This is a genomic window from Allobosea sp., from assembly GCF_017308075.1.
GTDB lineage: Bacteria > Pseudomonadota > Alphaproteobacteria > Rhizobiales > Beijerinckiaceae > Allobosea.
Genome location: NZ_JAFKFX010000056.1, coordinates 16,702 through 35,547 on the forward strand (window position 1 = coordinate 16,702; position 18,846 = coordinate 35,547).

Genomic DNA, 18,846 nt, shown 5'->3' on the forward strand with positions numbered 1-18,846 from the left:
AGCGTTATCGCATCGGAATTTCCCGAAAAGTGGATCCCACTTTTCGGTCCGATACTATAGCAGCCGGAATCCAGCCGCGATCTCCCATCAGCCTGTAGCGCCGCTATCGCTGCACGGCGGGATCGCCATGCGACAGCGCGCTGCAGAAGTGCTGCTGCGGGCCTTCGGGCCAGACGCTCTCGTCGTCGAACGCCCGGCCCTCACCCTGCTCCCAATCGTGAAGCGCCTGCTCCAGCGCCTGCATCTCGCGATGCTCCGGACTTCCCTCAGGAAAGCCCGACAGTTCCTGAAGGCGGTGCATTGCCCGCTCGAATTGTGGGTAGCCCTTGATCCGCGTGGCCATCGCCAAGCCTCCTTGCGCAAGTCTCCGTGCGCCAAGCCCCTGCTTGTCAGGAGATCTACGCCGGGCGGCGAAATCGGTTCCGAACGCAGTTGACCTTTCCTGTGTCTCGTCACGATGGTGAACGCACCACTTCCCCGATTTCGTCATGGGGCGACGAGGCCTATGCATGCCAGCGATGGATGAGTTCACCGACGCCGTGGCGATGCTCTACGAAGCAGCCGCGGTGCCCGAGGTCTGGCCCGACGCGATAGCAAGACTGGCGGAGATCGCCGGCTGTACGGGAGGGCTGCTGTTCGCCCACACGGACCAAGGCACAAATTGGGTCGCCAGCAAGACATTCGCGCCGGTTTTCGAGCGCTTCCTGGCACAGGGCTGGATGGAGCGGAACGCCCGCATGGCCGGTCTGCTGGCGCATGGAGGCTCCGGCTTCGTGACCGACCTCGATCTCTTCAGCCCCGAGGAGTTGGAACAGGTTCCGCTCTACACCGACTTCATGCGCCCCGAAGGCTATGGCTGGGGCACTGCAACGCATGTGCGCGCCGCTTCCGGCGAGAACATCGTCTTCACCCTGGAACGGAAGTTCGAACTCGGCCCGGTTGCGCGGCGCGAGGTCGAGATCCTCGACGGCATCCGTCCGCATCTGGCGCGGGCGGCGGTCCTCGCCAGCAAGCTCCAGATGCAACGGGCGCAGGCCAGCCTTGCAGCTTTCGAACAGGCCGGATCGCCGGCAGCGCTGATCGACGGGGCCGGCAGGGTGACGGCAGCCAATCCACGCTTTGAAACGCTACTCGGCCAGATCATCATCCGGGCGCGCGACAAGATCGCGCTCGACGACGCCCGCGCCAATGCGCTGCTGCAGAAAGCGCTGTCGGAGCTGAGGCAGGATCACCTCGGCGACACGCGCTCGATCGCCGTTCCACGCCGGGACGACCGAGCCGCCTTCATACTCCACGTGCTGCCGATCCGACGCCAGGCCCGCGACATCTTCGCGCGGGCGCAGGCGATGCTCGTCGTCACGAGCTCGGACCGGCGCCTGAGGATCGAGACTTCACTGCTTTGCGAACTCTACGATCTGACGCGCGCAGAGGCCGCCGTGGCGAGGAAGCTTCTCGAAGGTCTTTCCGTCGACGAGATCGCCACCGCGCACCAGGTGGGACGGGAGACGATCCGCTCGCAGCTCAAGCGTGTCCTGTCGAAGACCGGCTCGCAATCGCAAGCGGACTTCATCCGCCGGCTGGCGCCCCTGGCGTTATGAGACCCGCAGAGCAGAAGCCGAGCGCCGATCATCGCCGACCCGGCCGGCGCGAATCGGGTCCGGATGTGCTCTTCCGCCCGGCCGCGACGCTGCCGGCTCCGGTCCCGCGCCCGGTCCGGTCGATCATGAGAACGCTGCGTCAGAACGCGTCTTGCCGAGCCAATCGTTATATGCATCATCGTATTTGCCTAAAAATACGGCATATTCTCCGAGAGGTACTGCCTTGATCGTTCAGTTCGGAGACAGAAAGTTCGCTTGTGACGGCTGTGGCGCCGCCATCATCGATATCCCCGAATGGACTGACGATCGGAGCTTGCTCAGCTGCCAGACATGCGGAAAGCCGGTGGGAACGATCAGGCACATTCTCGGCGTGCTTCAGGCGGCCCTGGTGGACAATGAGAACGAGCCTGCCGATGCGGAGCAAGGCGAGAATATCCGCCGGCCGTGATCCCTAGGTCTGACAATCTTTCCTGCGTCTGCCCATCCAAGCGGGCCTGTGTCTGGCCGGGCCTGTACGTGGCGAGAGGGGCACCAAGGCGCAACGTCAAGACGACGACATCGGCCGCGCACGACTTTAATCGATAGCCGTATTTCGGACGTGGGCGCGCTCGCTCCAAACCAGGCATTCTGCAGGCAAAGGAATGAAGTCACCCGAGCACCATAGGGCGCTTCGTCGATCGTCCGGCTCGGCATGACCGAAGGATGGTGGGCGGCACAGGGATCGAACCTGTGACCCCTCCCGTGTGAAGGGAGTGCTCTACCGCTGAGCTAGCCGCCCGGAGCGCGCTTCTCCTAGGGCTCATCGGCGGCGGCGTCAAGAATGGCGTCGCAGTCATCGGCGACGAGCCGGGGACAACCGCGAGAGGCCGCCTGCCGGAGACGGACCGGCGGACGACACCACTACGGTACGGCCAGGATTTCGCGTGGGTTCCGCGCCGCGACACCACCGCATGAGCGCGGAAGGCGGTCCAGGCCGGCCGCAGGTCGCAGCCGACGCTCGTCGAATTGGGATCGTTTCGCGCCGATCCGCATATGGCGCACGCGATTCGGACGATGCGCGGCTCCGCGCCGTCTTCGACCCTCATCCGGCAATGCCCCTCCCGCTCGCTCGAATGGGGCTGCGGGCGAAAGGCAGACACGCTCGGCATCCGACAGCTTCCTGCCCGCATCGCACCAGGGCCAGAGCCCGGAAGCTGCGCCCGGCAGCCGGCGACGCCGCTGGACGCAGCCGGACCAGCCTCGAATCGCCTTTTTTGCGCGGCTGTTTGCGAAAGCCGGCCAAAATGCGCCAAGGCGATGGCAGCGCGGAGGCCTGTTGCGCTGCCGCAACGGGAACGCCGAAAGCTCGAAAGGTCTCGCCGATGTGATCTTCTGTCGATTGCGCAAAAGCCGCGTTGCTGCCAAAAATTTGGGAAATTATTGACGTTTTTCCGTCACCGTTTTCCCATGCGTCACCGCTCTTTCCCGTCCGAGGCCACAATGACCCGTCTTTCCAACCTGGCTCTGCTCGCCGGCGTGTGCCTTTCGGCGAGCGCGACCGTCGCCGTCGCCGAGATCGATCCGCTGACCCGCCAGCCGCTGACGCAATATGTCGACCCGGCCAAGGCCCAGGCGACAGCCATTCCGCGCGAGATCGTTTCCTATTCCACCAATCAGCGCCCCGGCACGATCGTCATCAACACTGCCGAGCGCCGCCTCTATTACGTGCTGCCCGATGGCAAGGCCGTCCGCTATGGCGTCGGCGTCGGCCGCCCCGGCTTCGATTGGGCCGGCGTGCAGACCGTCTCGCGCAAGACCGAGTGGCCGACCTGGACCCCGCCGGCGCAGATGCTGAAGCGCCGCCCCGACCTGCCGCGCTTCATGCCGGGCGGCCCGGAGAACCCGATGGGCGCCCGCGCGCTCTATCTCGGCTCGACGCTCTACCGCATCCACGGCTCGAACGAGCCGGAGACGATCGGTCAGGCCGTGTCCTCGGGCTGCATCCGCATGCTGAACGACGATGTGATCGACCTCTACGAGCGTGCCAGGGTCGGCACCCGGGTCGTCGTCGCCCGCTGAGCCGCGCCGCTATCCGATTTCGGGAAGGCCGGCCTCGCGCCGGCCTTTTTCATTGACGCTGCAACAGCCCCGCCGCGACCGCCCGCGCTCGGCGAGGGGTATTGCTCGTCGAAGCAGGCCGAACCGAGGGGCTCGCCTCTCTGGAGCCTTGGCACCGGGGGAAGCAGGATGGCCGTTCCGCAGGACAAGGAGGCCTTGCTCGGCCTGATCGACGCCAGCTTCGAAAAACTGGCTGCCGCGCTGGCGAGCACTCCCGAAGCGCTGGCCCGCGAACGCAGCCTGCCAGGGCACGCCAAAGACACGCAGATGAGCCCCTGCGACCTCGTCGCTTATCTCGTCGGCTGGAACGAGCTCCTGCTGAAATGGCTGGAACGGGATGCGGCAGGGCACCCCATCGACATTCCCGGAAACCGGCTTCAAATGGAACGAGCTCGGCAAGCTCGCGCAGAAATTCTACCGCGACCATGAAGACGTCGCGTTTCCGCAGCTTCTCGAACGCCTCGACGCTGCGAAAGGGGCGATCGTCGCCGCGATCGCAAGCCGCGACAACGCCATTCTCTATGAACGCCCCTGGTATGGGACATGGACGATGGGGCGGATGATCCAGTTCAACACCGCCTCGCCCTATGCCAATGCGCAGGCCCGCCTGCGAAAATGGCTGAAGGCGAAGAACTTGCCGATACGCGGCTGATCCAGCCCTGATGCCCGGCCGAGCCGCCAAAGCGGCCCTCTATCCCCGCCTCACGCGTTCCCGCGAGAGCCCCTTCGCGGCGAGCTCGTCGAGATAGGCTCGCAGCTTCGCCTCGCCGTCGCGGCCGAGCTCGCGCAGATAGTCCCAGCCATAGATGCCGGTATCGTGCATGTCGTCGAAGGTCAGGCGCACGGCATAATGACCGACCGGCTCGACCTTGAGGATCTCGACCTCGCGCTTGCCGGGCACCGTCTGCTTCTGAGTCGGGCCATGGCCCTGGACCTCGGCCGAGGGGCTTTCGACGCGCAGCAGCTCGGCGGCGAGCTCGTAGCGCTCCCCGTCCTCGAAGGAGACATGCAGGGTCCGCCGGTCCTTGGACAGGCGTATTTCGGTCGGCCAGGTGGACATCTTCGTTCTTCACCAAGGTGATGTGGCATTTGCAGCTATTGACGCCGGCCGTGCCGGTGCCAATCTCTGTCCTTGTTATAGCGATGCGGCTGCCACCACGCACGTGCGAGCAGCGCTTGGTGGAAACGCTGGCGAGACGAAACCAGAGTGCTGATCAATTCCCATATGCCGCTGACGCGTGCGCCGCTGGTCGACCCGTTCGGCCGCGACATCTCCTATCTGCGCATCTCGGTGACGGATCGCTGCGATTTCCGCTGCGTCTACTGCATGTCCGAGGACATGGCCTTCCTGCCGAAGCGCGACCTCTTGACGCTGGAAGAGATCGACCGGGTCGCCACAGCCTTCGTCTCGCGCGGCACGCGGAAACTGCGCATCACCGGCGGCGAGCCGCTGGTCCGGCGCGACATCATGAACCTGTTCCGCTCGCTCTCGCGCCATCTGGCCTCGGGCGCGCTCGACGAGCTGACGCTGACCACCAACGGCTCGCAGCTTTCCCGCTATGCGCAGGAGCTGGCGGATTGCGGGGTGCGCCGGGTCAACGTCTCGCTCGATACGCTCGATCCGGAGAAATTCCGCAAGATCACGCGCTGGGGCGACCTTTCCAAGGTACTGGCGGGGATCGAGGCGGCGCGGGCGGCGGGCCTGCGCGTCAAGATCAACGCGGTCGCGCTGAAGGACGTCAACGAGGACGAGATCGAGGGGCTTATGCAATGGGCCCACGGGCTCGGCATGGACCTGACCCTGATCGAGGTGATGCCGCTCGGCGAGATCGAGCCGGCGCGGCTCGACCAGTTCCTGCCGCTCTCGGTGGTCCGCGCCCGGCTGATGGACCGCTACACGCTGACCGACGATCCCTACCGGACCGGCGGGCCGGCCCGCTATGTCAGGGTCGCCGAGACCGGCGGCCTCATCGGCTTCATCACGCCGATGACGCATAATTTCTGCGAGAGCTGCAACCGCGTGCGCCTGACCTGCACCGGCACGCTCTATATGTGCCTCGGCCAGGAGGACGCCGCCGATCTGCGCAGCCCTATCCGCGCCTCCAGCGACGACGCCCTGCTCTACCGGGCGATGGAAGAGGCGATCTCGCGCAAGCCCAAGGGCCACGACTTCGTGATCGACCGGCGCCGTCCGCGCGCGGCGGTCGGCCGGCATATGAGCGTGACCGGGGGCTGAGGGACGCGTGGCTCTCAGCGAGCCCGCAATCCGCGCACGATATTCGCCGCCCGCCTGAGAGCGGTCACGGCCGCGCCGACCGCGATCAGCCAGAGCGCGATCACCAACACCTCGCCCTGTCCGCGCCATAGCGGCTCGAGCAGCGAGAGGAGCGCCGCGACGGTGATCGTCGCCATGCGGTGCTGCTTCGCCATCGGGCCGGAGAAGTCGGCCGGCAGCCCGCAATTGCGCCCGAGCTCGCGGGTATAGGCGGTCAGCACGGCAAAAGCGGCCGCGGCCCAGCCCAGGGCCGGCAGGCCGATCCCGTAGCCGACGCCGGTGAGGATCAGGATATCGGCGACCCGATCCGGAAACTCGTTCCAGAACGGGCCATCGGCCTCCTGCTTGCCGCCCTCGATCGCGACCATGCCGTCGAAGAGATTGCAGAGCAGCCTGAGCTGGCAGAACAAGGCCGCAGCAAGCAGCAGAGCGGCGCGCAGCCCGGAGACCGCGCTGCCCGCAAGCCAGAAGGCGGCGCCGGCGCAGGCCGCCATCGCCATGCTGGCCATCGAAATCTGGTTCGGCGTAATGCCGCTTGCGCTCAGCCGGCGCGCAATGCCCCGGGCCCAACCGGTGTCGCGGCTCGCGAGCGGGCGTCGATCGCTATCCTGCGCCATGGTCCATCGCCTTCCTGCCCCGCCACAGCGAGAGATTGTAGAGCGCCGCATAGCTGATCGCGACCGTCAGCGGGACGGCGATCGTCCTGGCGATCTCTGGCGTGCCGCCGATCATGTGGATGGCGGTCAGCAGGCTGGCCGAAACGAGACCGGCGATCAGGGGCGGCGCCAGAAGCGCGGTCAATCCGGTGAAACGGCTGGCGAGATACTCGATGCCCCGTTTCAGCAGCAGCGTGATGAGCGCCGACAATGTGCCCTGGATCAGCCCGGCGAGGAGCGGTGCCGGCATCGGATGGCTCGGTTGGCGAATGCCGCCCAGCTCCCCATGGCGAGGAAGGCGAAACCGACATGGACGATGCTGCTTCGCATCAGGCGCGCGAGCGGCGGACTCACGTTGCCGACCAGCCATAGCGAACGAGATGGAAGAAGATCGGGGCGGAGAACACCACCGAATCGAGCCGGTCGAGGAAGCCGCCATGGCCGGCGATCAGATGGCCCCAATCCTTGATGCCGCGATCACGCTTGATCGCCGACATCACCAGCCCGCCGAAAAAGCCCATCAGCACGATGGCCAGCGCCAGGAACGCCGCCTGCAGCGGCGTGAACGGCGTCATCCAGGACAAGGCGGCACCGACCGCCGTCGCGCTGAGCGCACCGCCGACGAAGCCCTCGACCGTCTTGGACGGCGACAGCCTCGGCGCGATCTTGGTGCGGCCGAGCAGCTTGCCCCAGACGTATTGGAGCACGTCGCTCATCTGCACGACGATGACGAGGAAGGCGATCAGCAGGACATTGCGCCCCTGAAAACCAGGAATGTCGAGGCTGAGCAGCGCCGGCACATGCGAGATGCAGAAAACGGAGATCATCAGTGCCCACTGCACCTCGGCGATGCGGACGAGGAAATGCTCGGTGTCGCCGCGCAGCGAGGCGAGGATCGGCATCAGCAGGAAGGCGTAGACGGGGATGAAGATCGAGTAGAGCCCGTACCAGTCGATCCAGATCAGATAATACTGCACCGGCAGCACGACGAAGAAGCCGGCCGCCAGCGCCCAATGGTCGGCGCGTCGTGTGTCGGTCAGCGTGATGAATTCGCGCAGCGCCGCAAAGGAGCAGAAGGCGAAGAGCAGCGTGACGCCGGTCTTGCCGCCGATCAGCGCCAGGCCTATCAGCACGATCATGATCCACCAGGCGCGGATGCGATCGTTCAGGTTCTCGACCACGGCGTTCGAGCCGTCGGGCGAGAGGCGGCGCTGCAGCACATAGCCGATCGTGGAGGCCACGATCAGGACGCCGAGCAGGCCGGCCAGAACGGCGAGAAGATCGGGATGCGGCATCGTCATGACGCGTTCGCCTTCGGTGACAAAGCGAGCAGCGCGGCCTCAGCCCTCGCCAGGAAATCCTGCTTCGTCTCGCCCTCGGCGACGGACAGGGCCGCGCCGAAGGTGACGGTGCAGACCAGTGGGACCGGCACGAACTCGCCCTTGGGCATGACGCGGTTGAGATTGTCGATCCAGACCGGCACGAGCGCCACGTTCGGGCGCACCTGCGCCAGATGGAACAGCCCGCTCTTGAACGGCAGCAGCGGCGCCTCCGTGGTGTTGCGCGTGCCTTCCGGGAAGACGATGAGGGACGAACCAGCATCGAGCGCTTCACTCATCTGGACGATCGGATCGCTCGTTCGGGTGGTGGGGTCGCGGTCGATCAGGACGGCGTTGAAGACATCGCGGCCGATGAAGCGTCGAAGGCCGCTCTTCAGCCAGTAGTCGCTGCCGGCGACCGGCCGGGTCGCGAAGCGCAGGCGCCGCGGCAGCACGGTCCAGATCAGGACGAAATCGCCGTGGCTGGCATGGTTGGCGAAATAGACTCGCTGTTCGTCGGTCGGTGCGATGCCGTCCCAGCGCCCGCGGACCGCCGTGATGAAGCGAGCAAAGAACAGAATGAGCGCACCAGCCAGGCCGGCTCCGATTTCGCGCATTCCCCCCACCCGATTGCAGCCTTGCGATGACGTAGCGTTCATAGCTAACGCTGTCGACATTGCGGGAGTCTGAGGCGATTTCGAGGACTGCCACCGCACACGGCTGGGCTGCACTCTCCATGTGTGCCTCGCCGACCTGCTCGCTCCGCTCCACCCGCTGCAGACGGCGCCCTGCTCTACCGGAAGATGGAGGAGGCAATCTCGCGCAAGCCCAAGGGCCACCCGTTTTGAAAGTCCCGAAGTTGAATTAGGCTGCAACATCGACGGGGCGGCCGAGTGGATGCCTGCGGGCTGGAATCCAGTTATGATAGGCGTAGGCTTGACCCGGGTCCTAAACTTCGCCGGCGTTCGCCCATCTTGCCTGCACGAAGACAGTCGATGGAGGTTGATATGAAGCTCCCGATCACATTGGCGGCGCTGGCGATCGCATTCGTCGGCACGAGCACAGAAGAGGCCGGCGCGGTCGTCTACTGCACCTATATCGGCTATCCCGTCGGCTGTGTCGCCAGGCCCGGCGTGGCCCTGGCACCACGGCCGGTGGCGCGCGCCGTCGCGACGCCCGGCGTCGGCGCCCCGGGCGTCGGCGTGAGGCCGGGGACCCCGATGAACCGCGGCGGCCCGGTCAACCGGGCCGGCAGGCGCTAAAAGCGTCGGCTCCGCGGCAGCTGCGGAGCAGCGCCTCCTCTTCGCTCTGCTAAGGACGGGCCACGACCATTCCGGCCGGGCCGCGCCGAAGAGGCGCGGGCTCGCCCAAGGATCTGATCGAGGAACAGATCGATGGACAGGAAGGCGCCGGAAACCGGCCAGGCGTTCCCGGTCTCGACCATCATCGACACGGCGATCCGGGTCGGGCTCGTGGCCATCCTGGCCTATGCCGGCGCCCGCATCATCCTGCCCTTCGTCTTTCTGCTGATCTGGTCGGCGATCCTGTCCGTGATGCTCTACCCGCTGCATCGCCGCCTGGCGCCGCGGCTCGGCAACCGTTGGTCGGCCCTGCTGATCGGCGTGCTCGGCGTCACGCTGTTGCTGGGGCCGACGGCGCTCATGGTAACGTCCCTGGCGACCTGGCTCTACTCGCTGATCTCGAGCCTGCAGGGCCAGGACCTGAGCTTTCCGCCGGCGCCGCTCTGGCTCGAAGGCGTACCGGTGATTGGCGCGAAACTGGCGGAGAACTGGACGCTCATCGCCGCCAATCTGCCAGCTGTCCTGGCGAAATACGGACACCTGCTGACGGGCCCGCTCGCCTGGCTGGGCTCGTTCGCGGGCCGGCTGGTGATCGGCGAATTGTCGTTCATCGTTTCATTCGCGATCGCCGCCGTCCTCCTCGCCTATGGCCTGGATGCCGCTGCCCTGGTCCGGCGCGTGCTGCTGCGTGTGACGGGAAGCCAGGAGCGGACGGAGCGATTGGCCAACCTGACCGCGGCGACGATCCGCGGCGTCGGCCTCGGCGTGGTCGGCGTCGCCCTGGTCCAGTCGTTTCTGCTGGGGCTCGGCTTCTTCGCGATCGGGCTGCAGGCCGCCGGCCCGCTGACGCTCGTCGCCTTGTTGCTCGGCATCATCCAGATTCCGCTGATCCTGCTGACGCTGCCGGTCGTCGCCTATGTCTTCTTTACCGAACCGACGCAGCCGGCGGTGATCTTCCTGATCTGGAACGTCGTCGCCGGGCTCAGCGACAACGTTCTCAGGCCGCTATTGCTCGGCCGGGGGCTGGAAGTCCCGATGCCTATCATCCTGTTCGGTGTGATCGGGGGCATGATCGCCGAGGGGCTTCTCGGCCTGTTCGTCGGCCCCGTCCTCCTCGCCGTCAGCTATGTGCTGCTGCTGGAATGGCTGGAGCAGCGCCCGGGCTGACCTGCCATCCGGCCTGGGCCGAACCGCCCCGCACCTTCTCCTTTCGCGCCATTGCCGCTTGCCGTCCGCTCCTTGTGCACTAGTATACATGCCAAGGTCGCAGCAAAAATGGACCGAGACAGAGGGAACGGGACATGGCCAATCCGACACGACGCAGTGTGATCGCCGGCGCCTCCAGCCTAGCCGCCCTGCATGCAGGGGGCGCCTTCGCCCAGGGCGCGATGCCTTCGAGCCCGGTGATGCTCAACATCATCGACGTCGCCGGCAATCTGCAGCTGACGCAGATCTCGATCGAGAAATTCGCGAAGGACAATCCGAAGCTGATCTCGCGGCTGAATTTTTCGCGAGCCCCCTCGCCGGAACTGCCGGCCAAGCTCAAGGCGCAGCAGGACGCCAACCGCGTCGACATCGACATGGTGCTGACCGGGCCGGGTGCGATGTCGGACGGGATCCAGCAGGGGCTATGGGTCGACGTCTGGAAGGCGCACACTGCGAGCCTGCCCAAGGCCGAGGATGTCTATCACGAGCAGGCGCTGATGATGCAGCGCAATTTCGGCCAGAACGAAGGCGTCGCCGTGGTCTATTCGCCGTCCGGGCCGCTGTTCGAATACATGCCCGACAAGCTCAAGACAGTGCCGAAGACGGCCGAGGAGTTCCTCGCCTATGTGAAGCAGAACCCGAACCGCTTCACCTATGCCCGCCCGCTCAATTCCGGCCCCGGCTGGACCTTCCTGCAGGGCATGCCCTACATCCTCGGCGACAGCGACCCGACCGACCCGATGAACGGCTGGGCCAAGAGCTGGGCCTATCTCAAGGAGCTCGGCACGGCGATCGACTACTATCCGACCGGCACCGCCGCGACGATGAAGGAGCTCGGCGACGGCACGCGCGACTGCATCGTCTCGACGCTGGGCTGGGATATCAACCCGCGCGCGCTGGGCATCGTGCCGAAGGGGGCCAAGGTCTTCACCATCGCCAACACGCACTGGATTCCGGACACCCAGTTCATGTGCATCCCGAAAGGCGTGGCGGCGGCCAAGATCCCGGTGATCCTGGCGCTGATGTCGCATCTGCTGAAGCCGGAATCGCAGGCGGCGACCTATGACAAGGGCTATTTCTATCCCGGCCCGGCGATCAAGGGCGTGACCCTCGCCATGGCGCCGCAGGAGAGCCAGGACGTGCTGAAGGAGTTCGGCCGGCCCGAATATGACGGGCTGATCGCCAGCCTGCCGACCCGCCCACCATTGACGCCGGAACGCCTGGTCGCCGCCTTCCGGCGCTGGGACCAGGAGATCGGCGCCGGGCGCGCGCCGAAGTGAGAGGCGGCGAATGCGTTTCGCCGCCATAGGCCTCGACCATCGCCATATCTACCATATGGTCGGTGGCCTGCTGGACGCCGGCGCGGACTGCGCCGGCTTCGATCCTGCGACCAGCGATCCGCGCGTGCTCGCCGGCTTCCGCGAGCGCTTCCCGCAGCTCGCGGAGGCGCGAGCTGACGAGCTGCTTGACGATCCGACGATAGAGCTGGTCGTCTGTGCCGTCATCCCCTCCGAGCGCGGGCCGCTCGCGATCAGGGCGATGCGCGCTGGCAAGGATGTGATGGTCGACAAGCCGGGCGTCACCTCCTTCGAGCAACTCGCGGCGGTCGAGCACGCCGTCGCCGAAACGGGCCGGATCTTCTCGGTCTGCTTCTCCGAGCGCTTCATCGTCCCTTCGACGATCGTCGCCGGCAAATTGATCGCCGATGGCGCGATCGGACGGATCGTCCAGACCCTGGGCCTCGGCCCGCACCGGCTCAACCGGGCGATCAGGCCGGACTGGTTCTTCGACAAGCAGTATTTCGGCGGCATCCTGACCGACATCGCCTCGCACCAGATCGACCAGTTCCTGCATTTCACCGGCTCGCAGGATGCCGAAATCGTCGCCTCCGGCGTTGGCCATTTCGGCGCGCCCGACCTGCCGGATTTCGAGGATTTCGGCGAGGTGCTGCTGCGCAGCGACCGGGCTAGCGGCTATATTCGCGTCGACTGGTTCACTGCCGACGGGCTCCCGACCTGGGGCGACGGACGGCTCACCATCCTCGGCACCGAGGGCACGATCGAGCTGCGCAAATATCTCGACATCGCGGGCCGGCCGGGCACCGACCATCTCTTTCTGGTCGACAAGGCCGGCACCCGCCATATCGACGCCTCCGGCGAGCCTCTGACCTATTTCCGCGACCTCGTCGCGGATGTCACAAATCGCAGCGAGCGGGCGGTCACGCAAAGACATGTCTTCACGGTCTGCCGGCTCGCCCTGCATGCGCAGGACCGGGCCGTACGCTTGCCGATCGGAGGAACCGAAGCGAAATGACACGCAAGATCGGCATCGCCGTCATCGGGTTGGGGCCGGCCGCCCTGCCCCATTCGCGCAGCCTCCTCGACCTGGCGGAGCGGGTCGATGTCCGGCATGTCGTCAGCCGCTCGCTGCAGCGGTTGGACGCCTACCGCCAGCAATTCCCCTTTCCGGGCACGACCGAGATCGAGGCGGCGCTCGCCGACCCCGCCGTCGAAGCGGTGCTCGTGCTCACACCCCCTTCCAGCCATCTCGCGGTTTCGGAGCGCTGCCTTGCGGCCGGCAAGCATGTGCTGGTCGAGAAGCCGCTCGAGCTGACGGCCGCGCGGGGCCGGGAACTCGTCGCGGCGGCGAGGCAGGCCGGCAAGGTGCTGGGCGTCGTGCTGCAGCACCGTTTCCGGCCTGCGAGCCAGCGCCTGAAGGCGGCGCTCGACGCTGGCGAGCTCGGCGAGGTCGAGGCCGCGCTGCTGCAGGTGCCGTGGTGGCGGCCGCAATCCTATTACGACGAGCCGGGCCGCGGCACGCTCGCTCGCGACGGAGGCGGCGTGCTGCTGACGCAGGCGATCCACTCGCTCGACCTGTTCCGCTCGCTGGTCGGCGTCTCCCGCGTCGTCGCCGCCCAGATCCGCACCACCGGGCTGCACAGGATGGAGACCGAGGACTATGTCGGCGCGCTGCTGGAAACCGCCAATGGCGCCCCGGCGACGCTGGTCACCACCACCGCGGCCTATCCCGGCCATCCCGAGCGCATCGAGATCATCGGCCGCCAGGGCCATGCGGCGCTGGTCGGCGGACGGCTCGAGCTCTCCTTCCTCGACGGACGCCGCGAGACCGTGGAGGCAGAGGGCAGCACCGGCTCCGGGGCCAACATCATGGACTTCCCGCACGATGCGCACCGGGCGGTGATCGCGGACTTCCTCGATGCGATCGAGAGCGAGGGCGAGCCCGTCGTCACCGGCGAGGAAGCGCTGGCCTCCCAGCGGCTGATCGACGCGATCCTGCTGGCGGGCCGGCGCTGAAACCGGCTCCCGCCGCGCAGCGAGGCCTCACATCCGATAAGCCATGCGCACAGCGCCCCAATGGCGGCCATTGATACGCAGCGGCGCATCGACCTCGCGCATCAGCTGCATGCCGGCGCTTCCCATGTCGCGATGATAGGACTGGACCAGGAAGGGCCTGGTCGAGCGGGCCGCCATGATGCCGGCGCGGTCGTCGAAAATGCGCCGGTCGCGGCTATAGGCCGGGTCCCAGCCGCGGTCGCCGGGGCGCTGCGGCTGCGAGTATTGCGGGTGATGTACCGGGATATAGCCGTTGCGGTCGATCGCGACGGCAAAAACCAGACGGGTATCGCTCTTCAACGCTTCGGCCAGCACCGGTGGCAGGATCTTTTGCAGGACCGGCAGGGCACGGTTGCGGAACTGCGGCGGCTCCGTATCGGGCAGAGACTGATAGTCGGTATCGAAGAGATCGTCCTCAGCAAGCTGACGCCGGCCGAGCGCATCCTCGAAGGCGAGCGCGACCTGGCGCGAGAACAGCTGCGATCTTTCGATCAGCGGGCGATAGCCGTCCTCGACCTCGGCCAGGCGCAGGCGCAGCGCCGCCGAGCCCTGGCCGTCATCATCCTCGAAGGCGATATGCAATCCAAGATCGCTGCGCGCCTTGACCCGGCATGCGAGCGCCGGCAGGCCGTCGATGGTGATCTCGCCCAGCGCGCCCAGAGGCAGGCGCAGATCTTCGGCGCAGGCGAGCAGCGTGCCGCCGAAGCCGAGATCGATGGTCTGCAAGGCGTGGCTCTGACCCGCGACCGCCAGAACGGCAGGAAGCTCGGTCGGAAACCGGTCATGCCGGCGCCGGTCGGCGAACAGCGTCTGACGCAAGGTCGGGACGAAGCGCTCGAGCAGGCCGTCAGCCTGGCGCGCGCCCTCCGACAGCGCCCGGCGCGCGCCGGCACTCTCGTCCGCCGCGGCCAGCGCAACCCGGTCGACATCGCTGACGCGCTGCTGGACCGTCTCGATGAAACGGGCCGTGACCTCGGCCGAGCGCGAAAGCTCCGCCGCCGCAGCGGCTTGTTCCTGCGAGGCCTCGCCTATCGTCGCCATCACCGGATTGACGTCGCCGACCAGACGGAAGGCATCGCTGACGAAGGAGGCCGAGCCCTGCGCGCTCAGATGCAGCCGGTCGACCCGGCCGCGAATATCCTCGACGGCGTCGCGGACTTCGAGCGAGAGCGACTTGACCTCCTGCGCCACCACTCCGAAGCCCCGGCCGGCCTCTCCGGCGCGCGCCGCCTCGATCGTGGCGTTGAGGGCGAGCAGATTGGTCTGGCGGGCGATGTCGGCGATCGCATCGACGATCGAGCGGATCTCGCTGGCCGCCAACGCCAGATCGCTCATCATCCGAGCCGCCTCGGCGGCGCGGGTCGCGGCGCTGTCGAGCATGTCCCTGGCGCCCAGCATCGAAGCCCCGACCCGTTCGGCCGCCTCGGAAACCTGCAGGGTGGCGCTGGCAAGCGCCGAGGAATTCGTGCTGGCGGTGAAAGTCACGTCGCGCAGCTCGGCCATGCCGCCATGAATCTCGCGCGAACGCGCTTCGGAACGGGCGGAAAACTCCTCGGCCCGGTCGAGCCCGTCATTCAGCCGGCGCATCGCGGCGACGACGTCGTTCTCGAGTTCGTTGATGGCTTCGCCGATAGGCGGCTCGGGCTGCGCTTCCGGCGGTGCGGTCGCGACCACAGGCTCGGCCAGCGCCACCGCCCCAGTGGCCGGCATGGCAGGGCCGCCGCGGCCCAACAGACGCCGAACTGAGCGAGCAAGCATAGGCCGTTCCCGTAAAAAGGCGCATACCGGCCCAGTTTGCAGCAAACAGCGTTAACGAATCCTCTGCTGCCCTCCCTGCACCGCGCAATGGCCTCGGGCAGCGCGGCAGGTATGAGCCCACCGCGCATATGCGCGCGGCGGGCATGGACCGGGACTGGCCAGCCGGACTAGATTAAGCCCGTTTTCCGGCCACGACCGGCCCGCTGCCGAGGACAATGACAGCAATGACTGCGCCCCATTACGACGTGATCGTCGCAGGCGTCGGTGCCATGGGATCGGCCGCCTGCTGGCATCTGGCCAAGCGCGGATTGCGGGTGCTGGGGCTCGAGCGCTTCGACCTCGGTCACGCCATGGGTTCCTCGCACGGGCTGACCCGGATCATCCGCCTCGCTTATTTCGAGGGCTCACATTATGTGCCGATCGTGCGCCGGGCGCACCAGCTCTGGCGCGAGACCGGCGAGGCCGCGGGGCTTAAGCTGCTGCATGTCACCGGCTCGCTCGATCTGGCGCCGGAAGGGGCCGGCCCCGTCGAATCCTCGCTGCAATCCTGCCTCGACCACGGCCTGGAGCATGAGGTGCTGGGCCATGACGAGATCGCCAGGCGCTTCCCGGCCTTCCAACTCCCCGCCGGGCACCAGGCACTCTGGCAGCCCGATGGCGGTTTCGTCGCCTCGGAGAAGGCGATCTTCGCCCATGTCGGCCTCGCCCAGTCGAAAGGCGCGGAGATCCGCACCGGCGAGCCGATGCTCGACTGGCGCCCGACCGCCGATGGCGGCGTGGTCGTGCGTACCGAGCGCGGCAGCTATTCGGCCGGTCGGCTGGTGATCACCTCGGGCGGCTGGATCGCCGACGCGGTCCCCGCCTTGGCAACGCGCGTCAGAACCGTGCGCCAGGCCATCGGCTGGTTCACCACGCGCCGGCCCGAACTGTTCCGCGAGGGCGTCTTCCCCGTCTTCATCCTCACCGTCGAGGAAGGCAATTTCTACGGCTTCCCGCTCTATGAGCATCCCGGCTTCAAGCTCGGCGGGCCGCATTTCGGGCGCGAGCCGATGGATCCGCGCGACCCCGACCGGACGCCGAGCGCCACTCAGTTGCGCCTGATCCGCGAATGCCTGGCGCGCTATCTTCCCGACGCGGCCGGCGATCCCCTCACCGTGAAGGGCTGCGTCTATACGGTCTCGCCCGATGAGGGCTTCGTGATCGACACCGTGCCGGGCGTGCCGCAAGCCGTCTTCGCCTCGGCCTGCTCCGGCCATGGTTTCAAGTTCGCCAGCGCCATCGGCGAGATCCTCGCCGATCTCAGCACCGGCACCCCGACGCCCTTCGATCTTTCCCCCTTCGCGCTCGCCCGCTTCGACGCCTGAGCCCATCTCGCCCCGACTGGAGCTTGCCTTGGCTACCGCCGCCCAGAATCGCAGCGGCATTCACGCCATCGCGGCGCGGATGCCGCGGCAAACACCGGAAGGCGGCAAGCCGCGATGAGCCCGAAGCGCCCGACCCTGCTGATCCTGGTCGCGATCTCAACGCTGCAGCCGATCGCCCTCAATATGGTCGCGCCGGCGACACCGGCGCTGGCGCGGGCTTTTTCGGCCAGTTACGCCACGATCCAGCTGACCCTGACGCTCTTCCTCGTCGCCGTCGCCGCGACTCAGCTCGTCGTCGGCCCGCTCTCCGACCGGTTCGGCCGACGCCCCTGCGTGCTAGCAGGCATCGTCGCCTTCATCGCCGGCTCGGCACTCGGGGCACTCGCCGAGACCACCGAGACGCTGCTGTTCTCGCGCGTGCTGGAAGGCGCGGGCGCCGGCACGACCTTCGCTCTCGCTCGCGCCATCATCCGCGACACGTCGAGCCGCGACGAGGCGGCCGGGCAGATCGCCTCGGTGACGATGGTGATGGTCGTCGCCCCCATGCTCGCCCCTTATGTCGGCGGCCATATCGAGACCTGGTTCGGCTGGCGGATGATCTTCTGGTCGATGACCGCGGCCGGGGTGGCGGTGCTGGCGCTGACCGCGCTGCGCCTGCCCGAAACCGCGCCCAATCTCGGCGTCAGCACCTCGCTGCTCGGCGTTTTCCGGGCCTTCCCGGCGCTCGCCGCCGACCGCGGCTTCATCATCGACGTCGTCGCGCTGGCGATGACCTCGGCCTCCTTTTTCGCCTTCATCGCAGCCGCCCCCTTCATCGTCGTCGAGACGATGGGGCGCGGCTCGGACGTCTATGGCGCCTATTTCATCCTGAACGCCCTCGGCTACATGATCGGCAATTTCGCGATGTCGCGCCTCGCGATCCGGGTCGGCACGGCGCGGATGGTGCGGATCGGGCTGGCGATCTCCTTCGTCGCGCTGAGCGCCGCCTTCGCGATCTCGTTGTCGGCGCATTGGACGCCGCTCACCCTGTTCCTGCCGCTTGCCCTGAACGCCATAGGCAACGGTTTGACGATACCCGGCGCGACGGCTTCCGCGCTCTCGGCCAGGCCCGAACTCGCCGGCTCAGCGGCCGGTCTGATGGGTGCCGTTCAGCTCGGCTCCGGTGCGCTCGCGACGATCGTGATCAGCGCGGCGGTCGTCGTCTGGCCGCAGGCGCTGATGGCGATGATGTGGCTGATGCTTGCCGTGGCTCTGCTCGCGCTGCGCTTCGGACGCTGATCCACAGTGCCCCTCAGACATAATCTTGCGCGTCATGTCGCATTGGTATAACCGCCCTCCATGCGGCGCATGATGCCGCCATCATCCGAGACGTCAGGGAGGCCCGCAGTGGAAGGACCACTCGCTTTCAGCCGCGTGATCGACAAGATCAATCGCGAGATCGGAAAGAAGGTCGCCTGGCTGATCCTGCTCGCCGTCATCGTCGCCTCCGTCAACGCCATCGTCCGCAAGCTCTTCAGCATCTCCTCCAACGCCTGGCTCGAACTGCAATGGGTGCTGTTCGGCGCGGTCTTCCTGCTCTGCGCCTCCTGGACGCTGCAGGTGAAGGAGCATATCCGCATCGACATCGTGAACAGCATGCTGCCCAAGCGGGTCCAGCAATGGATCGACCTGGTCGGACATGTACTCTTCCTGATGCCGTTCGCCCTGCTCATCGTCTATCATTCGGTGCCGTTCTTCCTGCGCTCCTATGCGATCAACGAGCAGTCGCTTTCGGCCGGCGGCCTGCCGCAATGGCCGGCCAAGGGCCTGGTCGTGATCGGCTTCGTGATGCTCGTCTTCCAGGGCATCTCGGAGATCATCAAGCAGATCGCGATCATGCGCGGAAAGCTCGACGACGACGACAGCTCGCGCGGCCATGC

20 protein-coding genes, 1 tRNA gene and 1 pseudogene are annotated in these 18,846 nt (G+C 66.8%); 14 read left to right on the forward strand and 8 right to left on the reverse strand.

Going from position 1 to position 18,846, the window contains the following annotated elements:
* Window positions 1-103: 103 nt before the first annotated feature.
* A complete protein-coding gene (locus tag J0J10_RS25855; protein WP_291640659.1) occupies window positions 104-343 on the reverse strand; it encodes a hypothetical protein in 240 nt (79 codons plus the stop codon).
* 166 nt (window positions 344-509) lie between these two features.
* Here J0J10_RS25855 and J0J10_RS25860 point away from each other — a divergent pair, with 166 nt between their 5' ends.
* Window positions 510-1,598 (forward strand): helix-turn-helix transcriptional regulator, encoded by a 1,089-nt coding sequence (locus J0J10_RS25860; protein ID WP_291650365.1) that lies wholly within the window; start codon window positions 510-512, stop codon window positions 1,596-1,598.
* Window positions 1,599-1,821: 223 nt separating this feature from the next.
* On the forward strand, window positions 1,822-2,046 hold the full coding sequence (locus J0J10_RS25865; RefSeq protein WP_291650367.1) for a hypothetical protein: 225 nt from the start codon (window positions 1,822-1,824) through the stop codon (window positions 2,044-2,046).
* A gap of 255 nt (window positions 2,047-2,301) precedes the next feature.
* On the opposite strand, the gene J0J10_RS25870 is transcribed toward J0J10_RS25865, so the two are convergent.
* A tRNA-Val gene (locus J0J10_RS25870) sits at window positions 2,302-2,376 on the reverse strand.
* Window positions 2,377-3,077: 701 nt separating this feature from the next.
* On the opposite strand from J0J10_RS25870, the gene J0J10_RS25875 reads away from it, so the two are divergent.
* The 3 genes from J0J10_RS25875 to J0J10_RS25885 all read left to right on the forward strand — a co-directional run bounded on the left by J0J10_RS25875 (window position 3,078) and on the right by J0J10_RS25885 (window position 4,347).
* Entirely contained in the window at window positions 3,078-3,656 is a 579-nt protein-coding gene (locus J0J10_RS25875) for a L,D-transpeptidase (protein WP_291640635.1), read from the forward strand.
* 168 nt (window positions 3,657-3,824) lie between these two features.
* Entirely contained in the window at window positions 3,825-4,124 is a 300-nt protein-coding gene (locus J0J10_RS25880; protein ID WP_291650369.1) for a ClbS/DfsB family four-helix bundle protein, read from the forward strand.
* Window positions 4,033-4,347 carry a ClbS/DfsB family four-helix bundle protein gene (locus J0J10_RS25885; protein ID WP_291650371.1) on the forward strand — a complete coding sequence of 105 codons (315 nt, stop codon included), beginning with the start codon at window positions 4,033-4,035 and terminating at the stop codon, window positions 4,345-4,347. Before J0J10_RS25880 ends, J0J10_RS25885 begins: the two co-directional genes overlap by 92 nt.
* A 39-nt stretch (window positions 4,348-4,386) precedes the next feature.
* On the opposite strand, the gene J0J10_RS25890 is transcribed toward J0J10_RS25885, so the two are convergent.
* Window positions 4,387-4,755 carry a gamma-butyrobetaine hydroxylase family protein gene (locus tag J0J10_RS25890; protein ID WP_291650373.1) on the reverse strand — a complete coding sequence of 123 codons (369 nt, stop codon included), beginning with the start codon at window positions 4,753-4,755 and terminating at the stop codon, window positions 4,387-4,389.
* Window positions 4,756-4,920: 165 nt separating this feature from the next.
* Here J0J10_RS25890 and moaA point away from each other — a divergent pair, with 165 nt between their 5' ends.
* Complete coding sequence (gene moaA, locus J0J10_RS25895; protein WP_291640665.1) at window positions 4,921-5,931, forward strand: GTP 3',8-cyclase MoaA; 1,011 nt, start codon at window positions 4,921-4,923, stop codon at window positions 5,929-5,931.
* Between the two features lie 14 nt (window positions 5,932-5,945).
* Here the strand turns inward: moaA and J0J10_RS25900 are convergent, their stop codons facing one another.
* The 4 genes and pseudogenes from J0J10_RS25900 to J0J10_RS25915 all read right to left on the reverse strand — a co-directional run bounded on the left by J0J10_RS25900 (window position 5,946) and on the right by J0J10_RS25915 (window position 8,562).
* Window positions 5,946-6,587, reverse strand: coding sequence for a CDP-alcohol phosphatidyltransferase family protein (locus J0J10_RS25900; RefSeq protein ID WP_291650375.1), 642 nt, complete (start codon window positions 6,585-6,587; stop codon window positions 5,946-5,948).
* Window positions 6,574-6,956 (reverse strand): annotated as a pseudogene (locus J0J10_RS25905) (hypothetical protein). The gene J0J10_RS25900 and the pseudogene J0J10_RS25905 overlap by 14 nt, the downstream one beginning before the upstream one ends.
* A gap of 20 nt (window positions 6,957-6,976) precedes the next feature.
* A complete protein-coding gene (locus J0J10_RS25910; protein WP_291650377.1) occupies window positions 6,977-7,927 on the reverse strand; it encodes a phosphatidate cytidylyltransferase in 951 nt (316 codons plus the stop codon).
* Window positions 7,924-8,562 (reverse strand): lysophospholipid acyltransferase family protein, encoded by a 639-nt coding sequence (locus J0J10_RS25915; protein ID WP_291650379.1) that lies wholly within the window; start codon window positions 8,560-8,562, stop codon window positions 7,924-7,926. The genes J0J10_RS25910 and J0J10_RS25915 overlap by 4 nt, the downstream gene beginning before the upstream one ends.
* 390 nt (window positions 8,563-8,952) lie before the next feature.
* On the opposite strand from J0J10_RS25915, the gene J0J10_RS25920 reads away from it, so the two are divergent.
* The 5 genes from J0J10_RS25920 to J0J10_RS25940 all read left to right on the forward strand — a co-directional run bounded on the left by J0J10_RS25920 (window position 8,953) and on the right by J0J10_RS25940 (window position 13,766).
* Window positions 8,953-9,207, forward strand: coding sequence for a hypothetical protein (locus tag J0J10_RS25920; protein WP_291640621.1), 255 nt, complete (start codon window positions 8,953-8,955; stop codon window positions 9,205-9,207).
* A gap of 132 nt (window positions 9,208-9,339) precedes the next feature.
* Window positions 9,340-10,413, forward strand: a complete 1,074-nt coding sequence (locus J0J10_RS25925; RefSeq protein ID WP_291650381.1) for an AI-2E family transporter — start codon at window positions 9,340-9,342, stop codon at window positions 10,411-10,413.
* A gap of 134 nt (window positions 10,414-10,547) precedes the next feature.
* Window positions 10,548-11,732: an ABC transporter substrate-binding protein gene (locus J0J10_RS25930; RefSeq protein ID WP_291650383.1), complete on the forward strand. Its 1,185-nt coding sequence runs from the start codon at window positions 10,548-10,550 to the stop codon at window positions 11,730-11,732.
* A 10-nt stretch (window positions 11,733-11,742) separates the two neighbouring features.
* Complete coding sequence (locus tag J0J10_RS25935) at window positions 11,743-12,765, forward strand: Gfo/Idh/MocA family protein (RefSeq protein WP_291650385.1); 1,023 nt, start codon at window positions 11,743-11,745, stop codon at window positions 12,763-12,765.
* On the forward strand, window positions 12,762-13,766 hold the full coding sequence (locus J0J10_RS25940) for a Gfo/Idh/MocA family protein (protein ID WP_291650387.1): 1,005 nt from the start codon (window positions 12,762-12,764) through the stop codon (window positions 13,764-13,766). Before J0J10_RS25935 ends, J0J10_RS25940 begins: the two co-directional genes overlap by 4 nt.
* A 27-nt stretch (window positions 13,767-13,793) precedes the next feature.
* Here the strand turns inward: J0J10_RS25940 and J0J10_RS25945 are convergent, their stop codons facing one another.
* Window positions 13,794-15,515 (reverse strand): methyl-accepting chemotaxis protein, encoded by a 1,722-nt coding sequence (locus tag J0J10_RS25945; protein WP_291650389.1) that lies wholly within the window; start codon window positions 15,513-15,515, stop codon window positions 13,794-13,796.
* Window positions 15,516-15,787: 272 nt separating this feature from the next.
* Between J0J10_RS25945 and solA the strand changes: the two genes are divergently transcribed.
* From solA to J0J10_RS25960, 3 genes are all read left to right on the forward strand, one after another.
* A complete protein-coding gene (solA, locus tag J0J10_RS25950; RefSeq protein ID WP_291650391.1) occupies window positions 15,788-16,927 on the forward strand; it encodes an N-methyl-L-tryptophan oxidase in 1,140 nt (379 codons plus the stop codon).
* A 114-nt stretch (window positions 16,928-17,041) separates the two neighbouring features.
* Complete coding sequence (locus J0J10_RS25955; RefSeq protein ID WP_291650394.1) at window positions 17,042-18,205, forward strand: multidrug effflux MFS transporter; 1,164 nt, start codon at window positions 17,042-17,044, stop codon at window positions 18,203-18,205.
* Window positions 18,206-18,313: 108 nt separating this feature from the next.
* Window positions 18,314-18,846, forward strand: a 533-nt coding sequence (locus J0J10_RS25960; protein WP_291650396.1) for a TRAP transporter small permease subunit, incomplete at its 3' end; no start/stop codon positions are given.

Excerpts from the sequence above, each read along its gene's own strand:
- J0J10_RS25855 (WP_291640659.1), bottom strand. The coding sequence starts at position 343 with ATGGCCACGCGGATCAAGGGCTACCCACAATTCGAGCGGGCAATGCAC.
- J0J10_RS25860 (WP_291650365.1), top strand. The coding sequence starts at position 510 with ATGCCAGCGATGGATGAGTTCACCGACGCCGTGGCGATGCTCTACGAA.
- J0J10_RS25875 (WP_291640635.1), top strand. The coding sequence starts at position 3,078 with ATGACCCGTCTTTCCAACCTGGCTCTGCTCGCCGGCGTGTGCCTTTCG.
- J0J10_RS25880 (WP_291650369.1), top strand. The coding sequence starts at position 3,825 with ATGGCCGTTCCGCAGGACAAGGAGGCCTTGCTCGGCCTGATCGACGCC.
- J0J10_RS25885 (WP_291650371.1), top strand. The coding sequence starts at position 4,033 with ATGCGGCAGGGCACCCCATCGACATTCCCGGAAACCGGCTTCAAATGG.
- J0J10_RS25890 (WP_291650373.1), bottom strand. The coding sequence starts at position 4,755 with ATGTCCACCTGGCCGACCGAAATACGCCTGTCCAAGGACCGGCGGACC.
- moaA (WP_291640665.1), top strand. The coding sequence starts at position 4,921 with ATGCCGCTGACGCGTGCGCCGCTGGTCGACCCGTTCGGCCGCGACATC.
- J0J10_RS25900 (WP_291650375.1), bottom strand. The coding sequence starts at position 6,587 with ATGGCGCAGGATAGCGATCGACGCCCGCTCGCGAGCCGCGACACCGGT.
- J0J10_RS25910 (WP_291650377.1), bottom strand. The coding sequence starts at position 7,927 with ATGACGATGCCGCATCCCGATCTTCTCGCCGTTCTGGCCGGCCTGCTC.
- J0J10_RS25915 (WP_291650379.1), bottom strand. The coding sequence starts at position 8,562 with ATGCGCGAAATCGGAGCCGGCCTGGCTGGTGCGCTCATTCTGTTCTTT.
- J0J10_RS25920 (WP_291640621.1), top strand. The coding sequence starts at position 8,953 with ATGAAGCTCCCGATCACATTGGCGGCGCTGGCGATCGCATTCGTCGGC.
- J0J10_RS25925 (WP_291650381.1), top strand. The coding sequence starts at position 9,340 with ATGGACAGGAAGGCGCCGGAAACCGGCCAGGCGTTCCCGGTCTCGACC.
- J0J10_RS25930 (WP_291650383.1), top strand. The coding sequence starts at position 10,548 with ATGGCCAATCCGACACGACGCAGTGTGATCGCCGGCGCCTCCAGCCTA.
- J0J10_RS25935 (WP_291650385.1), top strand. The coding sequence starts at position 11,743 with ATGCGTTTCGCCGCCATAGGCCTCGACCATCGCCATATCTACCATATG.
- J0J10_RS25940 (WP_291650387.1), top strand. The coding sequence starts at position 12,762 with ATGACACGCAAGATCGGCATCGCCGTCATCGGGTTGGGGCCGGCCGCC.
- J0J10_RS25945 (WP_291650389.1), bottom strand. The coding sequence starts at position 15,515 with ATGCCGGCCACTGGGGCGGTGGCGCTGGCCGAGCCTGTGGTCGCGACC.
- solA (WP_291650391.1), top strand. The coding sequence starts at position 15,788 with ATGACTGCGCCCCATTACGACGTGATCGTCGCAGGCGTCGGTGCCATG.
- J0J10_RS25955 (WP_291650394.1), top strand. The coding sequence starts at position 17,042 with ATGAGCCCGAAGCGCCCGACCCTGCTGATCCTGGTCGCGATCTCAACG.